11 protein-coding genes and 1 rRNA gene are annotated in these 14,292 nt (G+C 55.7%); 5 read left to right on the top strand and 7 right to left on the bottom strand.

The window, feature by feature from the left end:
- From KHA84_RS02820 to dnaA, 7 genes are all read right to left on the bottom strand, one after another.
- Positions 1 to 520 (bottom strand): 16S ribosomal RNA (locus tag KHA84_RS02820); the annotation flags it as partial.
- Positions 521 to 872: 352 nt separating this feature from the next.
- Complete coding sequence (gyrA, locus tag KHA84_RS02815) at positions 873 to 3,488, bottom strand: DNA gyrase subunit A (protein WP_213421987.1); 2,616 nt, start codon at positions 3,486 to 3,488, stop codon at positions 873 to 875.
- 27 nt (positions 3,489 to 3,515) lie between these two features.
- Complete coding sequence (gene gyrB, locus KHA84_RS02810) at positions 3,516 to 5,441, bottom strand: DNA topoisomerase (ATP-hydrolyzing) subunit B (protein ID WP_213422015.1); 1,926 nt, start codon at positions 5,439 to 5,441, stop codon at positions 3,516 to 3,518.
- Between the two features lie 95 nt (positions 5,442 to 5,536).
- Positions 5,537 to 6,664 (bottom strand): DNA replication/repair protein RecF, encoded by a 1,128-nt coding sequence (gene recF, locus KHA84_RS02805; RefSeq protein WP_213421985.1) that lies wholly within the window; start codon positions 6,662 to 6,664, stop codon positions 5,537 to 5,539.
- A complete protein-coding gene (yaaA, locus tag KHA84_RS02800; RefSeq protein ID WP_008300472.1) occupies positions 6,664 to 6,894 on the bottom strand; it encodes a S4 domain-containing protein YaaA in 231 nt (76 codons plus the stop codon). The genes recF and yaaA overlap by 1 nt, the downstream gene beginning before the upstream one ends.
- 115 nt (positions 6,895 to 7,009) lie before the next feature.
- Complete coding sequence (dnaN, locus tag KHA84_RS02795; protein WP_213421982.1) at positions 7,010 to 8,146, bottom strand: DNA polymerase III subunit beta; 1,137 nt, start codon at positions 8,144 to 8,146, stop codon at positions 7,010 to 7,012.
- 166 nt (positions 8,147 to 8,312) lie between these two features.
- The gene (gene dnaA, locus KHA84_RS02790; RefSeq protein ID WP_213421979.1) at positions 8,313 to 9,662 is read right to left on the bottom strand and encodes a chromosomal replication initiator protein DnaA; all 1,350 of its coding nucleotides are present in this window, start codon (positions 9,660 to 9,662) and stop codon (positions 8,313 to 8,315) included.
- A gap of 507 nt (positions 9,663 to 10,169) precedes the next feature.
- On the opposite strand from dnaA, the gene rpmH reads away from it, so the two are divergent.
- The 5 genes from rpmH (at position 10,170) to mnmE (ending at position 14,250) form a co-directional block, all read left to right on the top strand.
- Complete coding sequence (gene rpmH / locus KHA84_RS02785) at positions 10,170 to 10,304, top strand: 50S ribosomal protein L34 (RefSeq protein WP_081607183.1); 135 nt, start codon at positions 10,170 to 10,172, stop codon at positions 10,302 to 10,304.
- 128 nt (positions 10,305 to 10,432) lie between these two features.
- Complete coding sequence (gene rnpA, locus KHA84_RS02780; protein ID WP_213421969.1) at positions 10,433 to 10,777, top strand: ribonuclease P protein component; 345 nt, start codon at positions 10,433 to 10,435, stop codon at positions 10,775 to 10,777.
- An 82-nt stretch (positions 10,778 to 10,859) separates the two neighbouring features.
- Positions 10,860 to 11,726, top strand: a complete 867-nt coding sequence (gene yidC, locus KHA84_RS02775) for a membrane protein insertase YidC (RefSeq protein WP_213421967.1) — start codon at positions 10,860 to 10,862, stop codon at positions 11,724 to 11,726.
- Complete coding sequence (gene jag, locus KHA84_RS15365; RefSeq protein ID WP_236823054.1) at positions 11,723 to 12,619, top strand: RNA-binding cell elongation regulator Jag/EloR; 897 nt, start codon at positions 11,723 to 11,725, stop codon at positions 12,617 to 12,619. Before yidC ends, jag begins: the two co-directional genes overlap by 4 nt.
- A gap of 245 nt (positions 12,620 to 12,864) precedes the next feature.
- Complete coding sequence (mnmE, locus tag KHA84_RS02760; RefSeq protein WP_213421965.1) at positions 12,865 to 14,250, top strand: tRNA uridine-5-carboxymethylaminomethyl(34) synthesis GTPase MnmE; 1,386 nt, start codon at positions 12,865 to 12,867, stop codon at positions 14,248 to 14,250.
- Positions 14,251 to 14,292: the final 42 nt, after the last annotated feature.

Genomic DNA, 14,292 nt, shown 5'->3' with positions numbered 1-14,292 from the left:
CGTAGTTAGCCGTGGCTTTCTGGTAAGGTACCGTCAGGGCGCCGGCAGTTAACCGGCGCTTGTTCTTCCCTTACAACAGAGCTTTACGACCCGAAGGCCTTCTTCGCTCACGCGGCGTTGCTCCGTCAGACTTTCGTCCATTGCGGAAGATTCCCTACTGCTGCCTCCCGTAGGAGTCTGGGCCGTGTCTCAGTCCCAGTGTGGCCGATCACCCTCTCAGGTCGGCTACGCATCGTTGCCTTGGTGGGCCATTACCCCACCAACTAGCTAATGCGCCGCGGGCCCATCTGTAAGTGACAGCCGAAACCGTCTTTCCGCCTTCCTCCATGCGGAGGAAGGAACCATCCGGTATTAGCCCCGGTTTCCCGGAGTTATCCCGATCTTACAGGCAGGTTGCCCACGTGTTACTCACCCGTCCGCCGCTGAATCAGGGGAGCAAGCTCCCCGTCATCCGCTCGACTTGCATGTATTAGGCACGCCGCCAGCGTTCGTCCTGAGCCAGGATCAAACTCTCCATAAGAGAGTATGAGTAAGCTCATACTTTAAAGCTGGCATATCAAGTGATATGTCCGATATCATTTGTTCCGTTCTCACCCGACGGGGTCGGGGATCGGGAACTCATTTCATCAGCGTTTTGCTGTTCAGTTTTCAAGGTTCATCGTGCTCGCCGCAAGATATCAAACCTCTTAACGAGAGCTTAATTATCATATCATTACCTTCTCGGAATGTCAACACAAAATATGAATTGTTTTTTGTGGGTTGTGCTCCGAACGGCAACTTCTCTACTATACTCGGCTGAAGGACAAAATGCAACCCCTAAAATCAAAAAAACAGGAAAACAGCTTAAAGCCGTTTTCCCGTCATGCATCCTATTACTCTTCATCTTCCTGTCCGGCCCCGTCACCGGCGTCTTCACTATCGCTGGCTCCGAAGTCTTCCCCATCTTCCTCGATGGAAGGGAACTCTCCCTCAACCGCGGATTCCGGTTCCAGTTTTTCAGGATCGTCGAATTGTTCTTCAAGAACATCTTCCATCTCTCCGTCCGGAAGATCCTCTTCTTCTTCTTTTTCCACTTTCGCCACTGTTGCCACGTACTCGCCTTCATCAAGACGGATGAGGCGCACGCCTTGCGTGATCCGGCCGATGACCGAGATGTCGGCCACATCCATCCGGATCAGGATGCCGTGGATCGTGATGATCATGATATCTTCCGTGCCGTCGATGGATTTCATGGAAACGAGCGGGCCGTTCCTGTCGGTCACGTGAACCGTCTTCAGCCCGAAGCCGCCGCGCGACTGCCTCCGGTATTCGGATTCAGGCGTGCGTTTGCCGAAGCCCTGCTCTGTGACGACCAGAATTTCCTGCCCCTCTTCGACCACGTCCATGCCGACAACGTAGTCATCGCTGCGGAGATGGATGCCGCGTACGCCAGTCGCCGTCCGTCCCATCGGACGCAGGTCGTCTTCCGTGAACCGGATCAGCATGCCGCCGCGCGTGCCGATGACCACGTCTTTTGTGCCGTCGGTCACCTTAACCTGGACAAGTTCATCGTCCTCGCGGAGGGAAAGGGCGATCAGCCCGTTCGAGCGGATGTTGGCGAAATGCGTGACAGGGGTCCGCTTTGCGACTCCCTGCTTGGTCGTGAAGACGAGGAAGGCCTCCTCGTCGTACTCATCCACCCGGAGCATTGTCGTGACGCTTTCACCTTTATCCAGTCCGAGCACGTTGATGATCGGCAGGCCCTTAGCCGTACGGCTGAATTCCGGGATCTCATAGCCCTTCAGCCGGTACACTTTGCCGGTGTTGGTGAAGAACAGGATCCGGTCATGGGTGGACGTGTAGAGCAGGTGCTCGACAAAGTCGTCCTCGTTGGTGCCCATGCCCTGAACACCACGCCCGCCGCGCCGCTGGCTGCGGTAGGTGCTGGCCGGCAGCCGCTTGATGTAGCCCCGGTGCGTGAGGGTGATGACCGAGTTTTCGACCGGGATCAGGTCCTCGTCCTCGAGCATCTCGGAACCGCCTGCGGTGATTTCCGAGCGGCGTGCATCATTGAACCTTTCCTTCACGTCGGCAAGCTCTTCCTTGATAATCTCCAGAAGCTTCTGCTCGTCTGCCAGGATGGCACGGAGTTCGGCAATCAGAAGCAGAAGTTCCTTGTACTCCTCCTCGATCTTATCGCGCTCGAGGCCGGTGAGGCGCTGGAGGCGCATGTCGAGGATGGCCTGGGACTGCCGCTCCGAAAGGCTGAACCGTTCCATGAGCGCTTTTTTCGCTTCATCTGTCGTTTTTGAGGCACGGATCAGCGCGATGATTTCATCGATGTGGTCAAGCGCAATGCGCAGGCCTTCAAGGATATGCGCGCGGTCTTCCGCTTTGTTCAGTTCGAAGCGTGTCCGTCGCGTGACAACCTCTTTCTGGTGCTCCAGGTAGTAAAACAGCATTTCCTTCAGGCTGAGCACCTTCGGCTGGCCGTCCACAAGTGCAAGCATGTTGATGCCAAAGCTTGTCTGGAGTGCGGTGTGCTTATAGAGGTTATTCAGGATCACGTTGGCATTCGCGTCACGCCGGACTTCCATGACGATGCGCATGCCATGGCGGTCGGACTCGTCCCGGAGATCGGTGATGCCTTCGATCCGCTTTTCGCGGACAAGTTCGGCGATCTTCTCGATCAGCCGGGCCTTGTTCACCTGGTAGGGAAGTTCGTGGACGAGAATCGTTTCCTTGCCGTTCGGCGCGGTCTCGATCTCGACCTTGCCGCGTGTCAGGATGGAGCCGCGGCCCGTCTCATAGGCGCGGCGGATGCCGCTCCGGCCGAGGATGAGCCCGCCGGTCGGGAAATCGGGACCGGGGATGATCTCCATGAGTTCCTCTGTCGTGATATCAGGATTGTCCGCAAGTGCGAGCACTGCATTGATCGCTTCCCCGAGGTTATGCGGCGGGATGTTTGTCGCCATCCCGACCGCAATACCGGAGGATCCGTTGACCAGAAGGTTTGGGAAGCGGCTCGGCAATACGATCGGTTCTTTTTCCTGCCCGTCATAGTTCGGCTGGTAGTCGATCGTGTCCTTGTTGATATCGCGCAGAAGCTCCGCGGAAATCTTCGACATCCTGGACTCCGTATACCGCATGGCGGCAGCAGCGTCGCCGTCTACCGAACCGAAGTTCCCGTGGCCGTCGACGAGCATATACCGGTAGTTGAAATCCTGTGCCATCCGCACCATCGTGTCGTATACTGCGCTGTCGCCGTGCGGGTGGTACTTACCGATGACGTCCCCGACAATACGCGCTGACTTTTTGTACGGTTTGTCTGCGGTGTTGCCGAGGTCCTGCATGGCATACAAAATCCGGCGGTGGACCGGTTTGAGCCCGTCACGGACGTCCGGCAGCGCACGAGACACGATGACACTCATCGCGTAGTCAAGGAACGAGGTTTTCATCTCCGTACTGATGTTGATGCGTTGGACGCCACGGTCCGGCGTGTCTGCCATGGTCTTTGACCCCTTTCAAGTAAAGCCTTATATATCAAGATTTTTGACGTAAACTGCGTTTTCTTCGATGAACTGGCGGCGCGGAGCGACCTCATCGCCCATGAGCTGCTCGAAAATGGCATCGGCATCAAGCGCGTCCTCGAGCCTGACCTGGAGAAGCGTGCGGTACTCGGGATCCATCGTCGTGTCCCAAAGCTGCTCCGCGTCCATCTCCCCAAGACCCTTGTACCGCTGGATGACCGGTTTCGGAACCTGCGGCAGGCGGGCGAGGATCTCCTGCAGTTCATCGTCCGTGTAGCAATATTCGATATGTTTGCCCTGCTTGACCTGATAAAGCGGCGGCTGGGCGATATAGACGTATCCCGCTTCGATGAGCGGCCGCATGAAGCGGTAGAAGAATGTCAAAAGCAGCGTTCTGATGTGGGCGCCGTCGACATCAGCATCGGTCATGATGACGACTTTGTGGTAGCGGGCCTTGGACAGGTCAAACTGGTCGCCGATCCCCGTGCCAAGCGCCGTGATCATCGCGCGGATCTCCGTGTTGGAAAGGATCCGGTTGATGTTCGCCTTCTCGACGTTCAGGATCTTGCCCCGAAGCGGGAGGATCGCCTGGAAGTGGCGGTCGCGGCCGTTTTTCGCAGAGCCGCCCGCCGAGTCTCCCTCAACGATATACAGCTCACTGATCGCCGGATCCCGGGACGAGCAGTCGGACAGTTTGCCCGGAAGGTTCGATATCTCAAGCACCGACTTCCGGCGGGTGAGTTCACGCGCCTTTTTCGCAGCGACCCGGGCCCTTGCGGCCATGAGGCCCTTCTCGACAATCATGCGGGCGCCGGTCGGGTTCTCCATGAGGAAACGCTCGAGTCCCTCGGAGAACAGCGAGTTGACGATCTGGCTGACTTCCGAGTTGCCGAGTTTTGTCTTTGTCTGACCCTCGAACTGCGGGTCCGGGTGTTTGACGGAGACGATCGCCGTCAGGCCTTCCCGGGCATCTTCACCGGACAGGTTCGACTCATTGTCCTTCAGGAGTCCGCTTTTGCGTGCGTAATCGTTGATGACCCGCGTGAGCGCCGTCTTGAATCCGGATTCGTGCGTGCCGCCCTCATACGTGTTGATATTGTTTGCGAATGAAAAGATATTCGATGCGTATCCTGCATTGTATTGCATGGCGATTTCGACGGAAATGCCGTCTTTCTCGCCTTCGATGAAGATCGGTTCCTCGTGGATCGGCTCCTTGTCCTCGTTGATGTGCTGGACATAGGATTTGATGCCGCCCTCATAGTGATAGGAGTCGGACCGTTCTTCTTCGCCGCGCTCATCCGACAGCGTGATGCGGATGCCGCGGTTCAGGTAAGCCAGTTCCTGCAGGCGGTGTGCGAGGATGTCGTATTCATAGACCGTCGTCTCGGTGAAAATCTCGGGGTCCGCCTTAAAACGGACTTCCGATCCGGTCTCTTCGGTGTCGCCGATCACCCTCAGCTCTTCAGCGATCTGCCCGCGTTCAAATGCGATAAAGTGCAGGTGCCCGTCACGGGCCACCTTCACTTCCGTCCGCTCCGACAGCGCGTTCACGACAGAGGCGCCGACGCCGTGCAGGCCGCCGGACACTTTGTATCCTCCGCCGCCGAATTTCCCGCCGGCGTGGAGCACGGTCATGATGACCTCGACTGCGGGACGTCCGGTTTTTTCCTGGATGCCTACGGGGATCCCGCGCCCGTTGTCCTGTACGCGGATCCAGTTGTTTTTCTCAATCGCCACTTCGATATGGTCGCAGTATCCCGCCAGCGCCTCGTCGATCGAGTTGTCGACGATTTCCCAGACGAGATGGTGCAGACCCTTTGAACTGGTCGAGCCGATATACATGCCGGGACGTTTGCGGACCGCCTCAAGACCTTCAAGGACCTGGATCTGATCCGCCCCGTAATCATTGTTGCGAAGGTTCTCTTCTTCCATCGCCAATTCCGTTCACCTGCCCTTTCATGCCCAAACATGATGCAACGATATCCTGTATGCGTGAAAACCCGCGGAGGGATGACCCTGCCGCGTGTTCAGTCGTCGTGATTCTCGTGTTCTGCCGTGCCGGCGGTTACCCGGTACAGATCCGCTTTCCGGATCGTCTCATGCGTAATGCCGTCGACATTTGTCGTCGTGACCAGCGTCTGGACCTGTCCCTGGATCGTATTCAGCAGATGCGACTGCCGGTAGTCGTCCAGTTCGGACAGGACGTCATCCAGGAGAAGCACAGGGGATTCGCCCGTTTCCTGCCGCAGAAGCTCGATTTCCGCGAGCTTCAGGGACAGGGCGGTCGTCCTCTGCTGGCCCTGCGACCCGTACACCTGGACATTGTGCCCGTTCACGAAAAACGTCAGATCGTCCCGGTGAGGCCCGGCCAGTGTCACGCCCCGGTCAAGTTCGCGCTGGCGGAGCCCGGCCAGCCGCTCCCTCAGCCGGTTGCCCATTTCTTCGGCCGACTGGTCCGGTTCGATGTCTTTCATCGTTTCGTACGTGATCACCAGTTCTTCCAGCCCACGGGAAATCCCCCTGTGGATCGGTTCTGCCCATTTCTGGAGCATTTCCGCGAACTCGAAGCGCTTCCGGATGATGCGGATCGCCAGATCAACATACTGGTCCGTGTAGACATCGAACATGACATCGGTGAGGCCGCTCCTGCCCTGATTGGCCTTCAGGATGGCGTTCCGCTGCCGCATCACCTTATGGAACTGAAGCAGGTCATGCAGGTAGACCCTGGACACCTGGCCGATTTCCATATCCAGAAAACGGCGCCGCACCTGTGGGCTGCCCTTGATGAGGTGCAGATCCTCAGGCGCGAACATGACGACATTCAGCTGTCCGATGTAATCGCTCAGCCTTTGCTGCTCCAGATGATTGACCCTGGCTTTCTTCCCTTTTTTGGAGAGCGTCAGCTCAAGCGGCAGAACGCCGTATTTCCGCTGTACCGCTCCTTCTATTTTACCATAATCCGCGCCCCAGCGTATCAATTCACGATCGTTGGACGTGCGGTGTGATTTCGCCATCGCAAGAACATAGATGGCTTCCATGACGTTGGTTTTGCCCTGTGCGTTTTCGCCGATCAGCACATTGATGTTCGGAGAAAATGACAGGTCCAGTGATTCATAGTTCCGGTAGTTCCTCAGCTTGAGTTGTTCGATATGCATCAGTTGTCACCCGGAGCCGGCCCTGACACACGGAACCTGCCCGTTCCCGGGATGTTGAGGACATCCCCGTCACGCAGTTTCCGGCCCCGCCGGTTCTCCGGTTCGCCGTTCACATAAACGGCGTGTTCGGACAGGAACCATTTCGCCATGCCCCCGGAGGAGATGGTATCGGTCATTTTCAGCGCCTGTCCGAGTGTGATGAATTCCGCATCGATCGCAAGACGTTCCACGGTCGACACCGCCCTTCGTCCAATATTCGTCCTTCCCCCTATTTTATCGCTTTCCGGCGATAAACAAAAGGAACAGCCATTCGGGCTGTCCCTTTCTTGGTTTTTAATGCGTTGATCAGTATGTGCGGACCGGGAGGATCAGCTGCAAAAGCGTGTCGTCCTCGGCCGACTTCAGGATAAACGGACGCATTGCGCCGGTAAACCGGATCACGATGTCCTGTCCTTCAATAGCCCGGAGTGCATCCATCATGTATTTGGCGCTGAAGGAAATCTTTAACTCCTCACCCTCAACGGAAGACGTTTCGACCTGTTCTTCGACTTTCCCGATTTCAGGAGAATTCGAGGAGATCTCGACGACATTGCTGCCATCGGCCGTAAAGCGCACAACGTTGTTCCGCTCTTCGCGGGCAAGCAGGGAGGCCCGGTCAATCGACTGGAGAAGTGTTTTGCCGTTCACATAGATATCGGTCTTGTACTCCGAAGGGATCAGCCGGCTTGTGTCCGGATAATTCCCTTCGAGAAGGCGTGAGTAAAACAGGACATGCCCCGCACGGAACAGCACCTGCTTGTTGCTCATCGTGATGCCGACCGGCTCATTGGAATCTCCGAGAATCTTGTTTAGCTCCTGGAGGCTTTTGCCCGGAATGACGACACTGTAGTCATCTTCCGGAGCGTTCTCAAGCCGGGTCTTGCGCCGGGCCAGGCGGTGGCTGTCCGTTGCGACACAGACGAGTTCCCCTTCCTGTACCTGCCAGTGTACGCCCGTCAGGACCGGACGGGACTCGGACGCGGATACGGCGAACACCGTTTCCCGGATGATCGACTTCAGCAGATCCGCCGGGATGGCGAAATGCCGATCGTCATCGATTTCCGGAAGTTGGGGATAATCTTCAGCATCGGAGCCGATCAGATGGAATTCGGATTTTCCGGACCGGATATGCGTCTGCAGATGGCCACTTACTTCGATTTCGATGTCATTTGTCGGGAGCTTCCTGACGATCTCATTAAAGTACTTGGCCTGCAGCACGATCGAACCGCGCTGGGATGTGCGGATCAGCTGTTCGCCGTTTTCCTCGGCCGGGATAAATGTCTGAATCGTAATATCCGAGTCACTTCCGGTCAGATAAATACCTTCTTCGTCCACATCCAATTTAATGCCCGTCAGAATCGGAATGGCTGCTTTTGAGCTGACGGCTTTTGTGACGTCACTCAGGCCGTCGAGAAGCCGGTCCCTCGCAATCTCAAATTTCATCTCGATACCTCGCTTATATATTTAATTTAAAAGTAAAAAGATAGATAGTAATAGTAATAGGGGCTGTGGATAAGTTGATAAGTGCATTTTGATCAAGCGCCCCATACTTATCTACATGTGCATAACCTGTTGGCGGGGATGTGCGTCAAAAAGCGGGTTATCCACATCAGTTTTTGCCGAGCGCAGCCCGGATTTCCTTGATGTCCTGCTGAAGATTCTGGTCTTCCTTGAGCATTTTCGAGATTTTCTCATGCGCATGGATGACGGTCGAATGGTCACGGCCGCCAAACTCGTCCCCGATCTTGGGAAGCGAGAATTCGGTCATTTCCCGGGAAAGGTACATGGCGACCTGCCGCGGGAAAGCGATTGATTTGGTACGCTTTTTGGCAGCAAAATCCTCGAGCCGGATGCTGAAGTGCTCCCCGACGGCTTTCTGGATGTCGAGGATTGTGACTTGGCGCGGCCGGGCGTTCGGGATGATGTCCTTTAGAGCTTCTTCTGCCAGTTTCGGCGTAATGTCCTCGTTGACGAGCGACGAATACGCAACTACACGGATCAGGGCGCCTTCAAGTTCACGGATGTTGGTATCGATCTGGTTCGCGATGTACATCATGACTTCGTTGGACACGTCAACAAGCCCGTCCGCCTTCGCTTTCTTGCGGAGGATGGCGATCCGGGTCTCGAGGTCGGGCGGTGTGATGTCAGTGATCAGGCCCCATTCAAAACGCGAGCGCAGACGATCCTCGAGCGTCGGGATCTCTTTTGGCGGGCGGTCACTGGAGATGACGATCTGCTTTGATGATTCATGCAGCGTATTAAAGGTATGGAAGAACTCTTCCTGGGTCTGTTCTTTCCCCGCGATAAACTGGATATCATCAATCAGCAGGACGTCGACGTTCCGGTATTTGTCGCGGAATTCGACGGCTTCGTTGTCGCGGATCGAGTTGATGAACTCATTCGTGAACTTTTCTGAGGAAAGATACACCACTTTAGCGTCCGGCTTGTGCTCGCGCACGTAATGGCCGATCGCATGCATCAGGTGGGTCTTGCCCAGGCCGACGCCTCCATAGATGAACAGGGGGTTATACGCCTTGGCCGGCGCTTCCGCAACTGCCAGGGAAGCAGCATGGGCAAAACGGTTGCCCGAACCGATGACGAACGTATCGAACGTATACTTCGGATTGAGCATGCCGTCGGACTGGTCGACATGGCGCCCGTTTTTCGGCTTGGCTGGGGGCTTCGGCATGTCGAATGCTTCCTCCTCGGCATCTTCGGGCACGGTGAATCGGATATGTACGTCTTCGCCGGTGAGTTCGCTCATGATGCCGGCGATCAACTGGATGTAATGGTTCTCCAGCCAGTCCCGCGTGAATGAATTGGGCGCGCCGATGATGACGGTGTCGTTCCGGTAATCGATCATACGGGTCGATTTCAGCCATGTATCGAAACTTGGCTTGGAAATCCGCTGCTCGACCCTTGCGAGCACCTGGTTCCATAAATCATCGAACTGTTCCAACACGAAACCTCCTTTTCTATTTATTTGGTTGTCGAATCGTGAACCCTATTAAAAGGATTTGCGAACAAATCCACAAGCTGTGGACAAGTACTATTAAAAAATGCGGAAAAAATTATCCACAACCTATCAACAATTGTGGATAATAATTAACCGGTTGTTTTCCGCGGAAAAGTTATGCTCCAACATCGTAACAGAAAAACCCGCCACTGACAACCGCCCGTGGTACTTATCCACACGCCCTTTCCCTGTGCACAATCCTGTTATCCACAAGGTATTGGGATGTGCGAAACTTGTCGATAAGCGCTGTGAATAACTTTTTTTGTGTCGAACGGCGCAAACAGGCTATCCGGAAGAACCGTGGATAACTTGGCGGGAAGCAGAAATGCCGAAACAGGGCAGATCCCAATTCGGGAGATGGAACAAACGGTTGACATGATTTGAAGGGTCGTATATAATGTGCAAGACTGTCTGATGTTTAAACGGCAACGATTAGGAGGTGCCTTGACTATGAAACGTACGTATCAACCAAATAAACGCAAGCACAGCAAAGTACACGGATTCCGCGCGCGCATGAAGACAAAGAGCGGCCGCCGCATTCTGGCTGCACGTCGCCGCCGGGGAAGAAAAGTACTTTCCGCATAAGTCCACTGATCACTTCAGTGGTCTTTTTTTTCGTTTAGGGGCGGCTGTAAAGGATATGAATAGGTAAGGATGCAGCCGATCTCTTCCTTATAAGGGAGACAGTAATCAAGAAGCAGGTGGATCCAATCATGAACAAACACCAGCGGGTCAAGAAGAATAAGGATTTCCAGAAGGTCTTCAAGCACGGGAAGTCGTTCGCGAACCGTCAGTTCGTCATCTATTCACTCAGGATGGAAGGCCAAGAAGAGTTCAGGCTTGGAATTTCCGTCTCGAAAAAGGTCGGTAACGCAGTCACACGCAACCGGATCAAGCGCTATGTCCGCCAAGCGGTGCTTGAACTTAAGGATGATCTCCGACCGGACAGGGACTACATCATCATCGCCCGCAACCAGGCGGCCTCCATCGACTTCCATGAGACGAAAAAAAGCCTGCTCCACATCATGAGAATCGCCAGAGTGCTCAGAAAGAAGTAGAACGCACCGCTCCCGCGTGGTACGATGATGGGAAAGGCGGTTCTGCCGCCGCGGAAAAGAACGAACGTCTGGGGGAAAGGTTTTGAAAAAGAAGTTGTGGCTGGTTCTCATGGTCGCATTCCTTGCCGCGTTCCTCGCGGGATGTACGGAATTCAATGAACCGATCTATGAGGACAGCGAAGGATTCTGGAATAAGTTTGTCGTCTGGCCGCTCGTCTCGCTCATCATCATGTTCAAGGGACTGCTCGGCACGTACGGCCTGGCGATCATCGCAGTCACAATCCTGATCCGCCTCGTCATTCTGCCTCTGATGATCAAGCAGGTGCAGGGCTCGAAGCGGATGCAGGAGATCCAGCCTGAAATCAAGGCGCTGCAGGCGAAGTATCCATCAAAAGACGCGGTCACGCAGAAGAAATATCAGGAGGAGTTCCAGCAGCTCCTGAAAACACGGAACGTCAATCCGGCAGCGGGCTGCTTGCCTGTACTTGTCCAGATGCCGATCCTGATCGGTTTCTACCATGCGATCAGCCGGATGAACAATACGCCTGAGATTGCGCTCGGCAGCATTTTCGGCGTCCATCTCGCCGAACCGAGCATCATCCTGGCCTTTATTGCGGCGGCGGCACAATTTGTCGTGCTTCGTACGGGACCTGCAATGGACAACCCGCAGATGAAAGCGATGATGTACTTTATGCCGGTCATGATCTTCGCTTTCGGTACGTTCCTGCCGTCAGCACTCACGCTTTACTGGATTATCGGGAACATCATCTCGTTCATTACAAACGTCTTCATGTACAAGCCGTTCAGCAAGAAAGAAGAACCGGCGGCAACAACGGCTGCACCGTCAGCGCAAAAGCGCCCCGCACAGCAGAAGCCGGCAGGCACACGTCCTGCGGCACAGCCGAGCGTGAAGAAAAAAGGCGGTAAATCTGGAGGGAAGAAAAAATGATTCAGACGGTCGCGACGGGCACCACGGTCGATGAGGCAGTCTCGAACGCACTGGCCAAACTCGGCCTGACCCGTGATCAGGTGAAAATCGAGGTCATTGACGAAGGCAAAAAAGGGTTTCTCGGCTTTGGTGCGCGCGAGGCAAAGGTGCGCGTCGCGGCCGAGGTGGTCGGGACAGATCCTGAAGCCGCTTCGGAGGCTGCAAAAGTCGAGCCCGCAGAGTCACCCGCTCCAGATCCGGCAGAACCATTGGAACCGCTGGCTCCCGGAGGCCCTGATTCCGATGGGGCAGCCCGGGAGGAGAAGCCGGCTGACCCGGCTCCGCTGCAGCTTGATGAGGAACAAAGTGTTGAAAAGGGCCCGGCCATTCCGGTCGTTCCGCTGGAGCCGATTGAGCCGGTCTTTCCGGAAGATGGCGGAAAAGATCATGAGCGGGACCTTGATGAGGCAATCGGCATGACCGCCGACTATCTGAAGGCGGTTGTCCGTGAGATGGGGGCTGAGGATGCGGAAGTGTTCCACATGCTCGACGGCAAGAACCTTGAGTTCCGGCTTGAAAGCGGTAAGGCCGCGATGCTGATCGGCAAGCGGGGCCAGACCTTGAACGCGCTTCAGCAGCTTGTCCAGGTGGTGGCCAACAGCTATGCCAAGCAGTTTCTTGTCGTGTCGGTCGATGTCGGCGATTACCGTGCAAAGCGGGCTGAAACGCTGAAGGTTCTGGCTGACCGGAAAGCCGACCAGGCCGTCCGGACCGGCGCGCGAGTTGCGCTTGAGCCGATGCCTGCCTCGGAGCGGAAGATCATCCACCATGCACTTTCGGACCGCTTTGATGTCGACACCCATTCGGAAGGCAAGGAACCGCACCGCCATATCGTGATTGAACCGCATAAATAAGCCAGAGCCGGACAGCACAAAGTGTTGTCCGGCTTTTTGCCGGCTTTTGCAGGGAAAAGGCGGAATTGTACTGTTGCACAACAGGCACGAACACTGGTGCCCCGCACCAGATCGCGGTTATTTTTTCCTTCCCAATCCTGCCACTTTTCCACATGGAGTGTTTGTGATACTATATTATGTTAGATCACCATGCCTGCATGTGGATTATCCACATGTGGATAACGATATAGAAAGGGGTGGCCGGAATGGAATTTGATACGATTACGGCGATATCCACACCTATGGGCGAGGGAGCAATCGCCATCGTCCGGCTGAGCGGGGACGAAGCGGTCGGCATCACCGACCGGCTGTTCCGCTCGCCTTCCGGCAAGACGCTGGCCGAATCGGCATCGCATACGATCCACTACGGCCATCTTGTCGACCCGGAAACGGGGAAAACAGCAGAAGAAGTGATGGTGTCCCTGATGAAGGCACCTAAAACCTATACACGGGAAGATGTCGTCGAGATCAACTGCCACGGCGGACTCGTTTCGGTGAACCGCGTCCTTGAACTGGTCCTCCGGAGCGGCGCCCGCCTGGCCGAACCCGGCGAATTCACGAAGCGTGCCTTCCTGAACGGCAGGATCGACCTGTCACAGGCGGAAGGAGTCATTGACCTGATCCGTTCAAAAACCGACCGTGCGATGGATGTTGCGCTCGGCCAGATGGAAGGACGGCTGTCCCGGCTTATTGGAGATTTGCGCCAGGCGCTGATCGAGACGCTTGCGCAGGTGGAAGTGAACATTGATTACCCGGAATATGACGATGTCGAGGAAATGACGCTTCCGGTGCTGATCGAGAAGTGCGCATGGGTCCGTTCGGAAATCGATGGGCTCATCCGCACGTCCGGCCAGGGCAAGATTCTCCGGGAGGGGCTGTCGACGGCGATCATCGGCCGTCCGAATGTCGGCAAGTCATCGCTTCTCAACAGCCTCCTCCAGGAAAACAAGGCGATCGTCACCGATATCGCCGGAACGACGCGCGATATCATCGAAGAATACGTCAATGTGCGCGGCGTTCCGCTGAAGCTGGTCGACACGGCCGGTATTCGGGAAACCGAGGACATCGTCGAGCGGATCGGGGTCGAGCGTTCCCGCAAGGTGCTGAAAGAAGCCGATCTCATCCTCCTCGTTCTGAACAGCTCAGAAGAACTGAGTGAGGAGGATATCCGGCTGTTCGAAGCGGTCCGCGGCATGGACGTCATCGTTGTCGCGAACAAAACCGACCTTCCGCGCAAATTGGACATTGATGAGGTCCGCAGCCGGACGGGCAATGCGCCGGTCGTCACGACTTCCCTCCTTAAAGACGAAGGTGTCGATGAGCTGGAAGAGGCAATTGCCGCGATGTTCTTTGAGGGCCGGACGGGCTCCCAGGACATGACGTATGTGTCGAACGCCCGCCATGTGGCGTTGCTCCATCAGGCCCGCCGCTCGGTCGATGACGCGATTTCGGCCGCAGAAGCAGGTGTACCGGTGGATATGGTCCAGATTGATGTGACCCGCGCATGGGAAATTCTCGGTGAAATCGTCGGGGATACCATGCAGGAAAGCCTCATCAATGAGTTGTTCTCGCAGTTTTGTCTAGGAAAGTAAACGCCGGCATGGTGCCGGCTTCATATATTCAGAGATTAGGAA

This window comes from Bhargavaea massiliensis, from assembly GCF_018390575.1.
GTDB lineage: Bacteria > Bacillota > Bacilli > Bacillales_A > Planococcaceae > Bhargavaea > Bhargavaea massiliensis.
The sequence above is the reverse complement of the archived record's forward strand: the minus strand, read 5'-3'. Positions and strand labels throughout refer to the sequence as shown.

Bases quoted from the DNA above. Each gene is read 5' to 3' on its own strand.
- rpmH (WP_081607183.1), top strand. From the start codon at position 10,170: ATGAAACGTACGTATCAACCAAATAAACGCAAGCACAGCAAAGTACAC.
- rnpA (WP_213421969.1), top strand. From the start codon at position 10,433: ATGAACAAACACCAGCGGGTCAAGAAGAATAAGGATTTCCAGAAGGTC.
- mnmE (WP_213421965.1), top strand. From the start codon at position 12,865: ATGGAATTTGATACGATTACGGCGATATCCACACCTATGGGCGAGGGA.
- dnaN (WP_213421982.1), bottom strand. From the start codon at position 8,146: ATGAAATTTGAGATTGCGAGGGACCGGCTTCTCGACGGCCTGAGTGAC.
- gyrA (WP_213421987.1), bottom strand. From the start codon at position 3,488: ATGGCAGACACGCCGGACCGTGGCGTCCAACGCATCAACATCAGTACG.
- gyrB (WP_213422015.1), bottom strand. From the start codon at position 5,441: ATGGAAGAAGAGAACCTTCGCAACAATGATTACGGGGCGGATCAGATC.
- recF (WP_213421985.1), bottom strand. From the start codon at position 6,664: ATGCATATCGAACAACTCAAGCTGAGGAACTACCGGAACTATGAATCA.
- jag (WP_236823054.1), top strand. From the start codon at position 11,723: ATGATTCAGACGGTCGCGACGGGCACCACGGTCGATGAGGCAGTCTCG.